Consider the following 16480-nt stretch of genomic DNA (forward strand, 5'->3'; position numbering starts at 1 on the left):
CGAGGCAGCACGAAGCCCCCGGTTCCCGCGAAGGGATCCGGGGGCTTGCGCGTGCAGAGCCGTACGAAATTCCGGGTCAGCAGCCGATCGGAATTCCGGGTCAGCAGCCGATCAGACGCGAGGCCAGGTAGCCCTCGATCTGGTCCAGCGACACGCGCTCCTGCTTCATCGAGTCGCGCTCGCGCACCGTCACCGCGTTGTCGTCGAGCGTGTCGAAGTCGACCGTGACGCAGAACGGCGTACCGATCTCGTCCTGGCGGCGGTAGCGGCGGCCGATGGCGCCGGCGTCGTCGAACTCGATGTTCCAGTGCTGGCGCAGGGCGGTGGCCAGACCCTTGGCCTTCGGGGAGAGCTCGGGGTTGCGCGACAGCGGGAGGACGGCGACCTTGACCGGCGCGAGGCGCGGGTCGAGGCGCAGCACCGTGCGCTTCTCCATCTTGCCCTTGGCGTTGGGGGCCTCGTCCTCGACGTAGGCGTCGAGGAGGAAGGCCAGCATCGCGCGGCCGACACCGGCGGCGGGCTCGATGACGTACGGAGTCCAGCGCTCGCCGGCCTCCTGGTCGAAGTAGGAGAGGTCCTGGCCGGAGGCTTTGGAGTGTGCGCTCAGGTCGTAGTCCGTGCGGTTGGCGACGCCCTCCAGCTCACCCCACTCGTTGCCGCCGAACTGGAAGCGGTACTCGATGTCGGCGGTGCGCTTGGAGTAGTGCGAGAGCTTCTCGGCCGGGTGGTCGTACCAGCGCATGTTCTCTTCGCGCAGACCGAGGCCGGTGTACCAGTTCCAGCGCTCCTGCATCCAGTACTCCTGCCACTTCTCGTCCTCGCCCGGCTTGACGAAGAACTCCATCTCCATCTGCTCGAACTCGCGGGTGCGGAAGATGAAGTTGCCGGGCGTGATCTCGTTGCGGAAGGACTTGCCCATCTGGGCGATGCCGAACGGCGGCTTGCGGCGCGAGGTGGTCTGCACCTGGGAGAAGTTGGTGAAGATGCCCTGCGCGGTCTCGGGGCGCAGGTAGGCGATGGAGCCGCTGTCCTGCGTGGGGCCGAGGTGGGTGGAGAGCAGGCCGGAGAACTGCTTGGGCTCGGTGAACTGGCCCTTGTTGCCGCAGTTGGGGCAGTTGATGTCCGCGAGGCCGTTCTCGGGCTGGCGGTGGTGCTTCGCCTCGTACGCCTCCTCCAGATGGTCGGCGCGGAAGCGCTTGTGGCAGGAGGTGCACTCGGTGAGCGGGTCGGTGAAGGTGGCGACGTGACCCGACGCGACCCAGACCTCGGTGGCAAGGATCACCGACGAGTCGATACCGACGACGTCCTCACGGGAGGTGACCATGTAGCGCCACCACTGGCGCTTGATGTTCTCCTTGAGCTCGACGCCGAGCGGGCCGTAGTCCCAGGCGGCGCGCTGTCCGCCGTAGATCTCACTACAGGGGAAAACGAAGCCACGGCGCTTGCTCAGGCTGACGATGGTGTCGATCTTGTCGGCGGCCACGGTGCTCTCTTCATTACGAACGGACGGCAGCGAATGCTTCAGGTTACCGGCGGGGCCCACCCCCGTATCAAATCGGTTGGGCACTGTGCCCGGAGTGCGGGCTTACCGACTGCTTACTCAAGGCCTTGACGAAGGGCTTGTTGACAATCGTTTCCAGATTTGTTGAAAATGACTGTCATGAACGTACGACGACGCCTCATATCCGGGTCCGCGGTCGCGGCGGCCACCGCCCTCGGCCTGGGCACCCTTTCCGCCTGCTCGGACTCGTCCGCGGCCGACAGCAGGAGCGGCGGGAAGCTCGACGTGGTGGCGTCGTTCTACCCCCTGCAGTACCTCGCCGAACAGATCGGCGGGACGCATGTGAAGGTCACGAACCTGACGCAGCCCGGTCAGGAGCCGCACGACCTGGAGATCAGCGCCAAGCAGACCGCGCAGCTCCAGGAGGCGGACGCCGTCCTCTACCTCAAGAACCTGCAGCCGGCCGTCGACGACGCCGTGGCGCAGTCCGAGGTCAAGACCAAGATCGACGCCGCGTCGCTGACCACGCTGGAGAAGCACGGCAACGAGGTCGGCGGGCACGCGGCCGCCCACGACGACACCAAGGGCGAGGAGACCGGCGGCACTGACCCGCACGTCTGGCTCGACCCGGTGAGGTACGCCGAGGTCGCCCAGGGTGTCGGCAAGGCCCTGGAGAAGGAAGACCCGGACCACGCGGCGGACTACAAGAAGAACACCGAAGCGCTGGTCAAGAAGCTGGACGGCCTCAACACCCAGTACAAGGACGGGCTGGCGAACACCAGGACCAAGGTCTTCATCACCACGCACGCCGCCTTCGGTTACCTCGCCGAGCGCTATGGCCTCACCGAGGAGGCCATCAACGGCCTGGACCCGGAGTCGGAGCCCAGCGCGAACCGTGTGAAGGACCTTGAGAAGATGGCGAAGGCCGACGGCGTCTCGACGGTCTTCTACGAGACGCTCGTCAGCGACAAGACCGCCAGGACCATCGCCGGCGACGCGGGCCTCAAGACGGACGTCCTCGACCCGATCGAGGGCATCACCGACAAGTCCAAGGGCAGCGACTACCTGCAGGTCATGGAGTCGAACCTGAAGGCGCTGCAGACGGCTCTCGGCGCCAAGTGATCACCATGGAGGACCCCGTGAGCGAGCCCGTCATATCCCTGCGCGGCGTGACCGCCGAGCTGGGCTCGCGCCCGGTCCTGCGTGGCATCGACCTCAGCGTGCACCGCGGTGAGGTCGTCGCGCTGCTCGGCGCCAACGGCTCCGGGAAGTCGACCGCCGTACGCAGTGTCATCGGCCAAGTCGCCATCAGCGGCGGGGAGATCGAGATCTTCGGCACCCCGCGCCGCCGCTTCCGGGACTGGCACCGCGTGGGGTACGTCCCGCAGCGCACGACCGCCGCCGGTGGCGTGCCCGCGACGGTCACCGAGATCGTCTCCTCCGGGCGACTGTCCCGTGCCCGCTTCGGCATGCTGCGCAAGGCCGACCACGAGGCCGTACGACGGGCCCTGGAGCTCGTCGGGATGGCGGACCGCGCCAAGGACTCGGTGAACGCGCTGTCGGGCGGCCAGCACCAGCGTGTGCTGATCGCCCGCGCGCTCGCCTCCGAACCCGAGCTGCTGATCATGGACGAGCCGATGGCGGGCGTCGACCTGGCCAGCCAGGAGGTGCTGGCGGCGACCCTGCGCGAGCAGGTCGCCCAGGGCACCTCCGTCCTGCTCGTCCTGCACGAGCTGGGCCCCCTGGAGCCGCTGATCGACCGCGCGGTCGTGCTGCGCGACGGCTGCGTCCTGCACGACGGCCCGCCCCCGCAGGCGGTCGGCCAGCACGCGCTGCCCGGCCACGACCACGTACACCCGCACGCGGCTCACGATGCCGAACCGATCCGGACGGGACTGCTGAGCTGATGGACATCCTCGAATACGCCTTCATGCAGCGGGCCCTGCTCGCCGCCGTCCTCGTGGGCATCACCGCGCCCGCCGTCGGCATCTACCTCGTGCAGCGCCGCCAGGCCCTCATGGGTGACGGAATCGGCCACGTCGCGATGACGGGAGTCGGGCTCGGCTTCCTGCTGTCCACCAACCCCGTGTGGATGGCGACGGCCGTCTCGGTCCTCGGCGCCGTCCTCATGGAGCTGATCCGCTGGTACGGCAAGACGCGCGGCGACATCGCCCTCGCCATGCTCTTCTACGGCGGTATGGCGGGCGGCGTGATGTTCATCAACCTCGCGCCGACCGGCTCGAACGCCAACCTGACCTCGTACCTCTTCGGCTCGCTGTCCACCGTCTCCGAGTCCGACGTGACGGCGATCTGCGTGCTGGCCGCCTTCGTCGTCCTCGTCACCCTGGGCCTGCGCCGCCAGCTGTTCGCGGTCAGCCAGGACGAGGAGTTCGCGCGGGTGACGGGGCTGCCGGTGCGCGCCCTGAACCTGCTCACGGCGATCACGGCGGCGGTGACGGTCACGGTCGCGATGCGGGTCGTGGGCCTGCTCCTGGTGTCCGCCCTGATGGTGGTCCCGGTGGCCGCGGCCCAGCAGCTCAGCCGCAGCTTCGCCGCCACCTTCGCGATTGCGGTGGCCATCGGCGTGAGCGTGACCATCGGCGGCACCGTGACCTCGTACTACCAGGACGTGCCGCCGGGCGCGACGATCGTGCTGCTGACGATTGGCGCGTTCATTGCGCTGACGGCGCTGGCGACTCCGCTGGCCCGGCGCCGGGCCCGGGCACTCGCCGCCGCGCAGGCCGCCGGGGACCCGGCAGAATGCGCGATTCCGGCCACGCGCGGCCAGGAGACGAAGGTCGGCGTCTGACTACGCACAGTCCGGACTGGCACAATGGCCGGGCAAGGGCAGACGCGAGGAGGCAACGGTGACAACCGCTGGATCGCCCGTACGGGGCCGTTCCACCCGGCAGCGTGCCGCCGTGGCGGCGGCGCTCGACGAGGTGGACGAGTTCCGCAGTGCGCAGGAGCTCCACGACATGCTCAAGCACAAGGGCGACTCCGTCGGGCTCACCACCGTGTACCGCACGCTGCAGTCCCTCGCCGACGCGGGCGAGGTGGACGTCCTGCGCACCTCCGACGGCGAGTCCGTCTACCGCCGCTGCTCCACCGGCGAGCACCACCACCACCTCGTCTGCCGCGTCTGCGGCAAGGCCGTCGAGGTCGAGGGCCCGGCCGTCGAGAAGTGGGCGGAGGCCATCGCGTCGGAACACGGGTACGTGAACGTGGCGCACACGGTGGAGATCTTCGGCACCTGCGCGGAGTGCGCCGCCGCGAAGGGCTGACGCGACCGCCGCAGCCGTGCGCGTCCCCGCCCCCACCTTCTCAACCGTCATAGCTGCGGGCATGCGCGCCGCTGGGGGCGGCGCCCTGGACGCCGGGTGCCGTCGCAGCCGTCATAGCTGTGGGCATGCGTGCCGCTAAGGGCGGCACCCACACGCAGCTCCCGTAGATGTGTGCACGCGCGCCGCCCCCCGCCTTCGTAGCTGTGGGCATGCGTGCCGCTAGGGGCGGCACGGGTGGGCACAGCGGCACCCCGTAACCGCCGGGCCGCGTGACCCACCCTCGACCTCAGCCCCGGTGCCGGGAACCCTTGTCACAACGGCACCCGGTGCTGGTGGCTGTGCCCACCCGTCCCGCCCAGCGGGACGATTGCCCACAGCGGTACCAGCAGGACGGCCGCCCACAGCGGAAGCGGTACCGGTGGCGGTTGCAGGCGGCGTCAGTTGCCTTCGGGGCGGCCCTTCATGGCCTCCTCCATCGCGAGCAGCTGCTCGTTCGGGACGGCGCCGCCGAAGCGGCGGTCGCGGGAGGCGTACTCGACGCAGGCGCGCCACAGGTCACGGCGGTCGAAGTCCGGCCACAGCACGTTCTGGAAGACCATCTCGGCGTAGGCGCTCTGCCAGAGCAGGTAGTTCGAGGTGCGCTGCTCGCCGCTGGGCCGCAGGAACAGGTCCACGTCCGGCATGTCCGGGTAGTAGAGGTACTTCGCGAAGGTCTTCTCGGTGACCTTGGACGGATCGAGCCGCCCCGCCTTCACGTCCTCCGCCAAGGCCAGCGCGGCATCGGCGATCTCGGCACGACCGCCGTAGTTCATGCAGAAGTACAGCGTCAGCCGGTCGTTGCCCTTGGTCTGCTCCTGGGCGACCTGAAGCTCCTTGGCCACCGACTTCCACAGCTTGGGCATCCGGCCCACCCAGCGGACCCGGATGCCGAGTTCGTCGAGCTGGTCACGGGTCTTGCGGATGAAGTCGCGGTTGAAGTTCATCAGGAAGCGCACCTCGTCGGGCGAGCGCTTCCAGTTCTCGGTGGAGAAGGCGTACAGCGAGATCGCGCCGACGCCCATCTCGATCGCGCCCTGCAACACGTCGAGGACGCGCTCGGCACCGACCTTGTGCCCCTCGGTACGCGGCAGCCCACGGTCCTTGGCCCAGCGTCCGTTCCCGTCCATGACGATCGCCACATGGTTCGGCACCAGCTCACCGGGGAGCTTCGGCGCGCGGGCACCGGACGGGTGCGGTTCCGGCGTCCTGTACTCGCGGCGCTGGCGTCCCAGGATCCCGCGTACGACCATGTGCTTCTCGTCTCCTCGGTTCTCTTACGTCGGTTCTCTTAAGGCTGTTTCTCTACGTAACGCAGGGAGCGCAGTCCGCGCTCCAGATGCCAGTGCAGATAGGCCGACACCAGCCCGCTGCCCTCCCTGACATGTCGCGGCTCGCACGCGTCCGCGGTCTCCCAGTCTCCCGTCAGCAGCGCGCCGAGCAGTTCCAGGGCCTGCGCCGAGGGTACGACGCTGCCGGGCACCCGGCAGTCGACGCAGACGGAACCTCCCGCCGCGACCGAGAAGAACCGATTCGGTCCCGGCATCCCGCACTTCGCGCAGGCGCTGAAGCTGGGCGCGTAGCCGTTCACGGCGAGGGAGCGCAGCAGGAAGGCGTCGAGGACGAGGTGCGGTTCGTGCTCGCCGCGGGCGAGGGTGCGGAGCGCGCCGACCAGCAGCAGATACTGCTGCACGGCGGGCTCCCCTTCATGGTCGGTGAACCGCTCGGCGGTCTCCAGCATGGCCGTCCCGGCGGTGTACCGCGCGTAGTCGGTGACGATCCCGCCACCGTAGGGAGCGATCGTCTCGCTCTGCGTGCACAGCGGCAGCCCACGCCCGACCAGCTCGCTCCCCCGCGCGAAGAACTGCACGTCCACGTGCGAGAAGGGCTCGAGCCGCGCCCCGAACTTCGACTTGGTGCGCCGCACGCCACGGGCGACGGCGCGTACGCGACCGTGACCACGGGTGAGCAAGGTGATGATCCGGTCCGCCTCACCCAGCTTCTGCGTCCGCAGGACAACGCCGTCGTCCCGAAAAAGACTCATCGCGCACTCCCGCGGGATTTCGGCTGGAGGTACGGCCCGCGGCGCAGCCGCAATCGGATGCAGTGTCCCCCGGGAGACTGCATCATGATCCGGTCCGCCTCACCCAGCTTCTGGGTGCGCAGCACGATGCCGTCGTCGCGGAACAGACTCATGGGGCCATTCTCGCGTACGGAGTCAGCGTGCGTGGTCGGGGTGGCTGATCGCTTCCCAGGGAGCCAAGTTCCAGGGGCTGGCCTTGTTCGCCGGGTCCAGGAGGGACTTCAGGTGCGCGTCGGAGGCGGCCTGCGGGGCGGGGAAGTTCGCGTCCGGCGTGCCCTGCAGGTTGTCCCGCCAGACCATCCGGCCCAGCAGATAGTGCTCGGCGTACTCGTTCCAGGAGGCGTACGACCGCACCACCGCCGGCACGATGTTCTTGAGCGCGGTCCACGCCTCGGCCTCGCTCAGCATCCCGCAGGCGAAGCCCCGGCGGGAGATGTCCACATACAGCCCGGCGTCCCACGCCAGTGGTTCGAAGCCGAGCCGCAGCCGCGCCCGGGTGCGGTATCCGGTCCGCGAGAGGTCGTCGAGCCGGCCGACCAGAGCGTCACGCGAGGTGATCTCCCACTGGTCGGCCAGCCACCGCCGGGCCTTCTCGTCGTCGATGCGGGTGAACGGGTACAGGGTCGTCCGCGACGCGTCCCGGTCCCGGCTCACCGGCGCACTGAGCGACACCATCCACAGCTGGTGCGTGGTGAGGGGAACGGGGTACTTGCTCGCAGCCTTCGGCTTGCGACGGTTCCATATCGCCATGGCGCCGCACCCTATGTCACGCCGTGGCTCACAGGGAGCAGGGCACTTCCCCCTTCAAGCCCCTCCAAGCCCCTTCAAGGGACCTCCCCCCGACTGCGTGCGTTCGCGTACGCCGTCGCCGCGCTGAGCCGTTCCGCCGCGGTGGCTCGCCGTACGGCGTCCGGTTCACAGTCCCACTCCTTGCCACCGCCGAGCGGTCTCAGCTGTACGTACGGCCCCTCGTACCCCATGACCATTCCCACCTTCCCTGTACGCGTGTCCACGGCGTAGGAGCCGATCGGTGGCGGCTTCACCGCAGGGCCGCCGCGAGCCGGGCGGCGACCTCGACGGAACAGCCGCCCAATTCGACCAGCGGACAAGGTGCCTCGCGCGCCAAAGTCGCCGGGTCGATCCGCAGTGACGGCAACGAAATTCCGGCGTCGGCGAGCGCCGCCCGCAATTCCTTCACTGTTTCCTCCGCCTCTTCGACGCACTGCGCCGAGTGTCGTCCCCCGAGTAGTACGTGTCGTTCCTTCACCGTGCTCCCCTGTCCCTTTGAGTTTCACTCTTCGCATCTCCAGGGTGACGCTCTGCATCTACACTCGGCAGGAGTCTGTCCTCTACAAGTGCGGCGCAGCGTAAGGGGGTTGGCCTGTGGCCAACGGTTCGCGGCAGGCGGCCTGGGACTTCTTCGGGGCGGAGCTGAAGCGACGCCGCGAGGAAGCCGGTTTCACTCAGGTGGAGTTGGGCGCCCGGGTTTTCGTATCCGGGGGTTACATCGGTCAGTTCGAACAGGCTATTCGGAAACCCCAGTTGGATGTGGCGCAGAGGATCGACGAGATCCTGCAAACCGACGGTTTTTTCGAGCGCACGTGGCGAAAGCTGATCGATGACAAGCGGTACGCGGATTATTTCGCGGAGGTTGTGGAGCTGGAGCGGACGGCGACGAAGATTGCCGAGTTCGCCCCGACGCTCGTGCCGGGCTTGTTGCAGACGGCCGCATACGCACATGCGGTCACGCTCGCGGCCAACCCGTTCGTCACGGACGAGTACGTCGAGGAGAAGGTGACCGCACGACTGGAGCGGGCTCGTATCCTCGGCGACGCTACAAGGCCCGAGTATTGGGTGGTGCTGCACGAGAACGCGCTGCGTATCCCGGTGGGCGGGGCGGCGGCGATGGCCGGGCAGCTCGACCGCATCGCGGGGATGGTGCGGGAGCACAAAGTGGTGGTGCAGGTACTGCCGTATGCGGCTGGAGCGCACGCTTCTATGACCGGGGACCTGCGGCTCATGGAGTTCGAGGATGCGCCGCCAACTGCCTATACAGAGACCTCGTTTTCAGGAACGCTGATGGACGACCCAGCAGTGGTGAAGCGCACACAGCGGGCATACGATCTGCTCAGGGCCGTCGCACTGTCGCCGGAGACGTCCCTCGCCCTGATCGAATCGGCGGCGGAGGACTTCAGACGATGCGCGAGTACGACCTGAGCAACGCCCGCTGGCGCAAGAGCAGTTACAGCAACGGCGAGGGCGGAAACTGCATCGAGGTCGCGTACGACTTCATCGGCGCCGCCGAGTGGCGTAAGAGCACGTACAGCAACGGCGAAGGCGGCGAGTGCGTCGAAGTAGCCGACGGAGTCCCCGGCGTCGTACCCGTCCGTGACAGCAAGGTCCCGGACGGCCCCGTCCTGCTGGTCAGTGCCCTCGCCTGGACGGAGTTCGTCGGCGCCGTCACGAGGTGACCGTGCCGCCGGTTCTCACGTGGCTGTGGGACCGCCCCCACAGCCACGCCACCGACCGGACCTCACCGGTTCGCGGAAACCAACCCCGCCTCATAAGCGATGATCACCAGCTGCACCCGGTCCCTCGCGTCCAGCTTCGACAGCAGGCGGGTGAGGTACGTCTTCGCCGTGGCCACGCTGATGAAGAGCTGTTCGGCTATCTCGGTGTTGGACAGGCCCGTGCCGACCAGGGTCAGGACCTCGCGCTCCCGCTCCGTGATGCCCTTCAACTCCCGGCGCCTGCCGGTCTGTTCGGGGCGTGAGGCCGTGAGGTCCTGGATCAGGCGGCGCGTGACGCTGGGGGCGATGAGCGCGTCGCCGGCGGCCACGACTCGTACCGCCCCGATGATGTCGTCCAGCGCCATGTCCTTGACGAGGAAGCCGGACGCGCCCGCGCGGAGCGCCCCGTACACGTAATCGTCGTCGTCGAAGGTGGTGAGGACGACGATCCGCGCGTCGCCGGAACCGTCCGCCGTGATCAGGCGGGTCGCCTCGATGCCGTCCATGCCCGGCATGCGGATGTCCATGACGACGACGTCCGGGGCGAGCTGCCCGGCCAGCGCCACCGCCTCTTCGCCGTCGGCGGCCTCCCCCACCACCTCCAGGTCCTCGATGTCGGCGATGACCATCCGCAGGGCCGTACGGATGAGTTGCTGGTCGTCGGCCAGTACGACCCGGATCGTCATCGCGCTCCCACCTGGACCGGGACCGGGAGACGGGCCGTCACCCGGAAGCCGCCCTCGGGGCGCGGTCCGGCCGTGAACTCGCCGTGCAACAGGGACACTCGCTCGCGCATGCCGACGATTCCGAAGCCCGTGTCGGTGATGCTGCCCCGGCCCCGGCCGTGGTCAGTGACGTCGATGGCGACTTCCTCGTCCCGGTAGTCGACGGTCACCCGGCAGGCGGTCGTGCCCGCGTGGCGTACGACGTTGGTGATGGACTCCTGGATTATCCGGAACGCCGACAGGTCTATGCCCGAGGGGAGTTGGCGCCGCTCGCCCCGCAGGCTGACCTGCACGCGGACGCCCGCAGCCGTCGTCGCGGCGGCCAGCCGGTCGAGGTCGGCGAGCCCCTCGGCGGGGCGCAATTGCAGGGGGTCGGGGGCCCGGCCCTGGTCCGCCTGCCGCAGCGCCACCAGCATGCGCCGCAGCCCGGCGAGGGTCTCCCGTCCCGCCGTCTCGACCGCCGTCATCGCCTCGCGCGCGGCGTCCGGCTGGGTGTGCACGACGCGGGCCGCCGCTCCCGCCTGGAGGGCGATGATGCCGATGCTGTGGGCGACCATGTCGTGCATCTCGCGGGCGATGCGCAGGCGTTCGTCGGTGACGGCCTGGGTGGCGGACTGGAGGCGCAGCTTCTCGGCGTACGCGCGGGTGCGGTGGGAGGCGTCGCCGAGCAGCCAGGCCACGACGGCCGTCAGCGCGACGGCGATTTCCTCCGACACGCCGATGCCCCAGCCGGACAGCAGCCGTACGGTGAGCCAGGCCACCAGCAGGCCGAGCGCCATGGAAACCGCGGAGACCCCCGTACGCCGGGGGCGGGCGGCCGCGATGAAGTAGAGGGCGACGTCGACCGCGAGGAACTGGGTCAGCTGGATCGCCCCCACGCCCAGGTTCATGGTCGCGAAGCCGGCAGCCGCGAGCAGCATCGCGAGAGCCCCCAACGGCCGTCGCGACAGCAGCCGGCCGCCCGCCAGTGCCAGCGCGGTGGCGAGCGCGAGGATCACCAGTCCGTCCCACCGGTAGAACTGAGCCGCGGCCAGCTCGTCCGGTGTCACCTCGCCGGGGAGCCTGATGCGCGCGAGAAACGTGAACACGGCGCTCGCGCACCAGGTCAGGGCCACCCAGGCACCCGGCGGCACGCGCTTGAGCAGGGGAAGCGGCGGCGTGACATGCATGCGCCGATCGTAGGGTCGCGCCACCGGCACGGCATCGGCCCGCGGACGTACAACCCGGGTCGACATCCGCCCGTGGCGAGTGTCCGCGCCGGGCCGATGTCCCGGGCCCGTCCCCGGCGAGACGGTGTTCCGCGTGATCGAAGTCAACGAACTGACCAAACGCTACGGCGACACCACAGCCGTACGACAACTGACGTTCCAGGTGCGCCCGGGGCACGTCACCGGGTTCCTCGGCCCGAACGGCGCGGGCAAGACGACGACCCTGCGCATGCTCCTCGGCCTGATCGCCCCGACCGGCGGAACGGCCACCGTCGACGGACGCCCCTTCCGGGACCATCCGCGCGGGCTGCGCCACGTCGGCGCGCTGCTCGACGCGGGTGATGTGCACGGCGGACGCAGCGCGCGGGCCCATCTGTCGGCCCTGGCGCGCAGCAACCGGATCCCGTACAGCCGGGTGGACGAGGTGCTGGCTGAGGTGGGGCTGTCGGGCGCGGCGGCCCGGCGCCGCGTCGACGGGTTCTCGCTCGGCATGAGACAACGCCTCGGCATCGCCACGGCGTTGCTCGGCGATCCCCCGGTGCTGATGTTCGACGAACCACTCAACGGGCTCGATCCTGAAGGTGTGTTGTGGGTACGCGGGCTGTTCCGGCGACTCGCCGCCGAGGGCCGCACCGTCTTCGTGTCCAGTCACCTGATGTCCGAAATGGAGAACACCGCCGACCAGTTGATCGTCATCGGGCGCGGTGAGCTGATCGCCGCGGAGAGCGTGACGGACTTCGCGGCGCGCGGCACGCAGCTCACCGTTACGGTCCGTACGCCGGACACCGACCGGCTGACGGCCGTGCTGTCGGCCGAGGGCGCGGCGGTTGCGCCGTACGACGACCGGACCCTCAAGGTGACGGCCCTGAGCGCGGCGCGCATCGGCGCACTCGCCTTCGATCACCGGATCCTGCTCGAAGAGCTGACCCCGCAGGCCGCCTCTTTGGAGGCGGCCTTCATGGAACTGACCGCCTACAGTGCCGAATTCCTCGCCGGAGACTCCCGATGACGCCGACCACGCCCACGGTTGCCCTCGCCCCGCCCGCCGCCCGGTTCGTGGACCTCCTCGCCGCCGAGTGGATCAAACTCCGGTCCCTGCGCTCGACGTACTGGGCGCTCGGCACCGGCGCCCTGGCGGTCATCGCCTTCAACGCGAACGCGGCACGGGTGGACGCGAGCGACTTCCCCAGGTTCGACCCGCAGATGCGGGCCAACATGCAGTGGCTGGCCCTCCGTGACGCCTTCACCAACGGCTCCGCCATGATCCTGATCCTCGCGGTGGCGAGCATCGGCGCGATCACGGTCGTGGGCGAGTACTCGACGGGCCTGGTCCGTACGACGTTCGCGGTGGTTCCGGACCGCCGTGCCCTGATGGCGGCGAAGGTGACCCTGGTGACCGCCGTCATGACGGTCTACGGCGCGCTCGTCGCGGGCGCCTCCTTCGCCTCGACGCAGGCCATCCTCGACACCCGTGACCGGGGTCTTCCGCTCTCCCACCCCGGCGCCCTGCGTGTCGTCGTGGCCTCCGCGCTCCTCGCCCCGGTCTGCGCCCTGGCGGGCATGGCCCTGGGCGCCCTGATCCGGCACAGCGCGACCACGATGGTCGCCACCACCGCCGTACTCCTGCTGATCCCCACCTTCATCACCGACCGCTATCAGTGGACGGCCGCCGTGAAGCACGCCCAGCCCGTCAACGCCTGGACCCGCCTGACCGACATCGCCTTCGGCCACGACCCCTTCACCCTGGTCCCCCGCTACCCCGCGACGGTCACGGGCGCCTGGATCACGTTCGCGGCGTGGGCGGCGGTGTCGGCGGTGGTCGCGGTCGTGACGGTGGACCGCCGGGACGTGTGACGCTCAGTGGCCTCAACGGCTACTGGTCGCCGGCGAACGCGTCCATGAGGGCGTCGATGCGGATGCGCAGGTCGGCGGAGGTGGCGCCGGACTTTCCGTCGGCGGCCTCTGGTTCCGCGCCGCTCATCCCCCGGCCGTGAAGCGGCGTACGTACCTTCGCTGCCAGGGCGTCTCCACCGCGTGGCGGTCGTAGTGGCGGCGGACGAAGGTCACCGCCTCCTGAGGCGGTACTCCGTCGAGGACGGCCAGGCAGGCCAGGGCTGTGCCGGTGCGGCCGCGGCCGCCGCCGCAGGCGATCTCGACGCGGTCGGCCGGGGCCCGCTGCCAGGCCTCGGCGAGTACCGTACGGGCCTCGCCCCGGTCGGCGGGCAGACGGAAGTCCGGCCAGCGCAACCAGCGGGTCTCCCATGGGACTTCGGGGGGCTGCCTGCCGAGCAGGTACACGGCGTACGTCGGTGCCGGGCCGTCTTCCGGGAGCGGCCCGCGCAGGGCGCGGCCGCGCACCAGCCGACCGGAGGGCAGGCGCAGCACTCCGGCGCCGTGCGGGTCCCAGCTCTCGGTCATGGGTTTCGCCCCCTCCGCCCCTGCCCGTCCCGTACCTGGGGCTCCGCCCAGGTTTGGGTGAGGGCTTGTCGCGCAGTTCCCCGTGCCCCTTCAGCCAGCCCCCCGGTTCAACTCACCCCGCGTGACTCCTGTGCCGCCCGCGCCTCGATTCCCCGGAAATGGTCCGCCATCGCCCGCTGCGCGCCCTCGACGTCGCGGGCGCGCAGCGCGGTGACGATGTCGCGGTGCCGGCGGACGGTCACCTCGGGTGCCGGGTCGTCGGTCCAGCCGCGTGCGCCGGCGACGCGGCGGAACACCGTCCAGAAGGCGCTGAGGAGCTGCGGTACGAAGGTGTTGCCGAGGGACGCGTACAGCAGCTCGTGGAATTCGCGGTCGAGTTCGGGGAAGGGACGGCCCGCGCGGCCCGCCTCCTCCATCTGGGACACCACGGATTCGAGGTGGTCGAGCTCCGCCTCGGAGAGCGTCGCCGCGACCCGGCGGATCAGCCCCTCCTCCAGGACCTCGCGGACCTGGAGTATCTCCGTCAACGCACCCGTCTCGTCGTCCGGCTGGGCGAGCGTACGGAAGGTGAGGCCGTCGACGAGCGGGGTCAGGGAGGCATGGCCGACGTAGGTGCCATAACCGTGTCTGATCTCGACTATGTCCAGCGCCTGCAGGGCCTTGAGGGCCTCGCGGACGGAGTTCCGGCTCACGCCGAGGTCGGTCATCAGCTCGGTCTCGGTGGGCAGCGGCGCACCGGCCTGGAGCTTGCGGTCGAGGATCAGCTGCATGACCTCGCGCTGGATCTGGCTGCTCACCCGGCGCTCGGTCCGGCGCCGGTTCCCGGTCTCCTCAGACATGCGCCGCATCGTACGCTCGCTGGACATCGGACGTCCCACCTCCGGGCTGATTAAACGCCAACTGCCGCCAACTACCCTGTTTCACACCGCCATTGGTCGCACCTCTGGAAGATACGCCATTCGTGTGCGATCCCTTGACCCCCTCCACGCCCCCTCTTATGGTCACGCTGCTCCCTATGACGTAGGACGTCGTATCTCCTACTCACTGGATCACTTCACTGGACCACTCCTTGCTGGAGGAACCGTGCGCGACGTGACCCACACTCCGGCGCTGCACCGCCGGTCGTTCCTGAAGTACACCGGCACCCTCGGCGCGGCCGCCGCCCTCTCCTCGTCGCTGGCGGCCTGCTCGTCCGGGCCGGAGTCCACGAACGACACCGGAGGCGGAGGCGGCGGCAAGAACGCCACGCTGACGGCTGTCATCGGCTACGGGAACGACGGCAGCTGGGATCCGACACAGACCGCGTCCGCCTTCTGCATGGCCGCCAACAACCACATCTACGAGGGCCTGCTCGACACGGACCCGATCTCCCGCGAGCCGTACGCCGCGCTCGCCACCGAGGTGCCGTCCGATCTGAGTGGCACGTCCTGGAAGTTCACGCTGCGGGCGGGCGCCAAGTTCCACGACGGGAAGCCGGTCACCGCCGACGACGTGGTGTTCGTCTTCGACCGGATACTCGATCCGAAGACGCCGACCCTCGCCAAGGGCTTCTTCGCCAGCTGGCTGAAGGAAGTCAAGAAGATCGACGCGCAGAACGTCGAGCTGGTCCTCAAGTTCCCCTTCCCCGAGGGGATTTCACGGCTCACCCTCGCGAAGATCATGCCGAAGCACATCTTCTCCCAGCCGGGCGCCTGGGACGACGCGATCAAGGGCAAGGCGGTCGGCTCGGGGCCGTACCGGCAGACCGCGCACCACCCGAAGTCGAACACCACCTTCGAGGCGTTCGCCGACTACAACGGGCCGCGCAAGCCCGCGTTCAAGAAGATGAACTGGCTGACCATAGTGGATGCCGCGCCCCGCGTCGCGAAGATCTCGGGTGCCAGCGCCGGCGCGCAGATCGCCGACAACATCCCGTACGCCAACATCGAACAGCTCAAGAAGGGCGGCATGACCGTCCAGGGCGGCGCGGGCATGAACAACCTCTTCCTCATGTTCAACACCAAGCACAAGCCCTTCGACGACGTACGCGTCCGGCAGGCGCTGCACTACGCGATCGACACCGGCAAGATGGTCGAGGTCGCCCTCAAGGGGCACGGAAAGCCGTCGAGTTCCTTCCTCAACGAAGGCAACCCGAGCTACCGGCCCGCCAAGACCGTCTACTCGTACGACCCCGAGAAGGCGAAGAAGCTCCTGAAGGAGGCCGGGGTCAAGGGGCTGAAGATCGAGATCCTGTCGGTGAACGTCAGTTGGATCGTCGACTGCCTGCCGACCATCAAGGCGTCCTGGGACGCGATCGGTGTGGAGACCACCCTGTCCCCGCAGGAGACGACCGCCGTCTTCACCAAGATGGACCAGAAGCAGGACTACCAGGTCGTCGCGGCCGCCTCGAATCCGAATCAGTTCGGGCTGGATGCCGACCTGATCATGCACTACAACTACGGGCCCGAGAACCTGTGGATGGGCTACGCCCGCTGGGCCGACAACTCCGTGGCGAAGAAGCTCTTCAAGGACATGGACCAGGCGACGCAGGAGCCGGACGCCGACAAGAAGAAGGCGATGATCCAGGACTACATCGACATCGTCGCCGAAGAGGCCGTGCTCTACCCGGTCGTGCACAACGAGCTGATGACGGCATGGGACCCGAAGAAGCTCACGGGGATAAGGGCCCAGCCGTACCCGGGTATCAACCTGCTGCAAGCCAAGTGGGTCTAGGCG

20 protein-coding genes are annotated in these 16480 nt (G+C 69.1%); 9 read left to right on the top strand and 11 right to left on the bottom strand.

The annotated features are described in order from the left end of the window. Nucleotides 1-100 precede the first annotated feature (100 nt). A complete protein-coding gene (locus tag AB5J53_RS16735) occupies nucleotides 101-1483 on the bottom strand; it encodes a glycine--tRNA ligase (protein ID WP_369246453.1) in 1383 nt (460 codons plus the stop codon). A 177-nt stretch (nucleotides 1484-1660) separates the two neighbouring features. Between AB5J53_RS16735 and AB5J53_RS16740 the strand changes: the two genes are divergently transcribed. The 4 genes from AB5J53_RS16740 to AB5J53_RS16755 are packed head-to-tail and all read left to right on the top strand — an operon-like array spanning nucleotide 1661 to nucleotide 4785. After that, nucleotides 1661-2623, top strand: coding sequence for a metal ABC transporter solute-binding protein, Zn/Mn family (locus AB5J53_RS16740; RefSeq protein ID WP_369246454.1), 963 nt, complete (start codon nucleotides 1661-1663; stop codon nucleotides 2621-2623). Between the two features lie 5 nt (nucleotides 2624-2628). Next, complete coding sequence (locus tag AB5J53_RS16745; protein ID WP_369246455.1) at nucleotides 2629-3408, top strand: metal ABC transporter ATP-binding protein; 780 nt, start codon at nucleotides 2629-2631, stop codon at nucleotides 3406-3408. Then, nucleotides 3408-4310, top strand: coding sequence for a metal ABC transporter permease (locus tag AB5J53_RS16750; protein WP_369246456.1), 903 nt, complete (start codon nucleotides 3408-3410; stop codon nucleotides 4308-4310). Before AB5J53_RS16745 ends, AB5J53_RS16750 begins: the two co-directional genes overlap by 1 nt. Nucleotides 4311-4368: 58 nt before the next feature. Beyond that, nucleotides 4369-4785, top strand: a complete 417-nt coding sequence (locus tag AB5J53_RS16755) for a Fur family transcriptional regulator (RefSeq protein ID WP_369246457.1) — start codon at nucleotides 4369-4371, stop codon at nucleotides 4783-4785. A gap of 437 nt (nucleotides 4786-5222) precedes the next feature. Here the strand turns inward: AB5J53_RS16755 and AB5J53_RS16760 are convergent, their stop codons facing one another. The 6 genes from AB5J53_RS16760 to AB5J53_RS16785 form a co-directional block, all read right to left on the bottom strand. Then, the gene (locus AB5J53_RS16760) at nucleotides 5223-6074 is read right to left on the bottom strand and encodes an isoprenyl transferase (RefSeq protein WP_369246458.1); all 852 of its coding nucleotides are present in this window, start codon (nucleotides 6072-6074) and stop codon (nucleotides 5223-5225) included. A gap of 38 nt (nucleotides 6075-6112) precedes the next feature. Next, complete coding sequence (gene recO, locus AB5J53_RS16765) at nucleotides 6113-6865, bottom strand: DNA repair protein RecO (RefSeq protein WP_369246459.1); 753 nt, start codon at nucleotides 6863-6865, stop codon at nucleotides 6113-6115. Next, on the bottom strand, nucleotides 6862-7017 hold the full coding sequence (locus tag AB5J53_RS16770) for a hypothetical protein (RefSeq protein WP_369246460.1): 156 nt from the start codon (nucleotides 7015-7017) through the stop codon (nucleotides 6862-6864). The genes recO and AB5J53_RS16770 overlap by 4 nt, the downstream gene beginning before the upstream one ends. A 22-nt stretch (nucleotides 7018-7039) precedes the next feature. After that, the gene (locus tag AB5J53_RS16775; protein ID WP_369246461.1) at nucleotides 7040-7654 is read right to left on the bottom strand and encodes a DUF1266 domain-containing protein; all 615 of its coding nucleotides are present in this window, start codon (nucleotides 7652-7654) and stop codon (nucleotides 7040-7042) included. 74 nt (nucleotides 7655-7728) lie between these two features. Continuing rightward, complete coding sequence (locus tag AB5J53_RS16780; RefSeq protein ID WP_369246462.1) at nucleotides 7729-7947, bottom strand: hypothetical protein; 219 nt, start codon at nucleotides 7945-7947, stop codon at nucleotides 7729-7731. Then, nucleotides 7944-8171, bottom strand: a complete 228-nt coding sequence (locus AB5J53_RS16785; protein ID WP_369246463.1) for a hypothetical protein — start codon at nucleotides 8169-8171, stop codon at nucleotides 7944-7946. The genes AB5J53_RS16780 and AB5J53_RS16785 overlap by 4 nt, the downstream gene beginning before the upstream one ends. Nucleotides 8172-8287: 116 nt before the next feature. On the opposite strand from AB5J53_RS16785, the gene AB5J53_RS16790 reads away from it, so the two are divergent. Both AB5J53_RS16790 and AB5J53_RS16795 read left to right on the top strand, forming a co-directional pair. Next, nucleotides 8288-9121, top strand: a complete 834-nt coding sequence (locus AB5J53_RS16790) for a helix-turn-helix domain-containing protein (protein WP_369246464.1) — start codon at nucleotides 8288-8290, stop codon at nucleotides 9119-9121. After that, nucleotides 9103-9375: a DUF397 domain-containing protein gene (locus AB5J53_RS16795; protein ID WP_369246465.1), complete on the top strand. Its 273-nt coding sequence runs from the start codon at nucleotides 9103-9105 to the stop codon at nucleotides 9373-9375. The genes AB5J53_RS16790 and AB5J53_RS16795 overlap by 19 nt, the downstream gene beginning before the upstream one ends. 62 nt (nucleotides 9376-9437) lie before the next feature. On the opposite strand, the gene AB5J53_RS16800 is transcribed toward AB5J53_RS16795, so the two are convergent. Beyond that, entirely contained in the window at nucleotides 9438-10100 is a 663-nt protein-coding gene (locus AB5J53_RS16800; RefSeq protein ID WP_369246466.1) for a response regulator, read from the bottom strand. After that, nucleotides 10097-11308, bottom strand: coding sequence for a sensor histidine kinase (locus AB5J53_RS16805; protein WP_369246467.1), 1212 nt, complete (start codon nucleotides 11306-11308; stop codon nucleotides 10097-10099). The genes AB5J53_RS16800 and AB5J53_RS16805 overlap by 4 nt, the downstream gene beginning before the upstream one ends. 133 nt (nucleotides 11309-11441) lie before the next feature. Between AB5J53_RS16805 and AB5J53_RS16810 the strand changes: the two genes are divergently transcribed. Beyond that, complete coding sequence (locus tag AB5J53_RS16810) at nucleotides 11442-12356, top strand: ABC transporter ATP-binding protein (RefSeq protein WP_369246468.1); 915 nt, start codon at nucleotides 11442-11444, stop codon at nucleotides 12354-12356. Next, the gene (locus tag AB5J53_RS16815; RefSeq protein ID WP_369246469.1) at nucleotides 12353-13201 is read left to right on the top strand and encodes an ABC transporter permease; all 849 of its coding nucleotides are present in this window, start codon (nucleotides 12353-12355) and stop codon (nucleotides 13199-13201) included. The genes AB5J53_RS16810 and AB5J53_RS16815 overlap by 4 nt, the downstream gene beginning before the upstream one ends. A 123-nt stretch (nucleotides 13202-13324) precedes the next feature. Here AB5J53_RS16815 and AB5J53_RS16820 read toward each other — a convergent pair whose 3' ends face one another. Both AB5J53_RS16820 and AB5J53_RS16825 read right to left on the bottom strand, forming a co-directional pair. Next, the gene (locus AB5J53_RS16820; protein WP_369246470.1) at nucleotides 13325-13765 is read right to left on the bottom strand and encodes a protein phosphatase; all 441 of its coding nucleotides are present in this window, start codon (nucleotides 13763-13765) and stop codon (nucleotides 13325-13327) included. A gap of 107 nt (nucleotides 13766-13872) precedes the next feature. After that, entirely contained in the window at nucleotides 13873-14613 is a 741-nt protein-coding gene (locus AB5J53_RS16825; protein ID WP_369252276.1) for a FadR/GntR family transcriptional regulator, read from the bottom strand. A 235-nt stretch (nucleotides 14614-14848) separates the two neighbouring features. Between AB5J53_RS16825 and AB5J53_RS16830 the strand changes: the two genes are divergently transcribed. Continuing rightward, a complete protein-coding gene (locus AB5J53_RS16830) occupies nucleotides 14849-16477 on the top strand; it encodes an ABC transporter substrate-binding protein (RefSeq protein ID WP_369246471.1) in 1629 nt (542 codons plus the stop codon). The last annotated feature ends 3 nt before the right edge of the window (nucleotides 16478-16480 follow it).

It is taken from the genome of Streptomyces sp. R41, from assembly GCF_041053055.1.
Classification (GTDB): Bacteria; Actinomycetota; Actinomycetes; order Streptomycetales; family Streptomycetaceae; genus Streptomyces.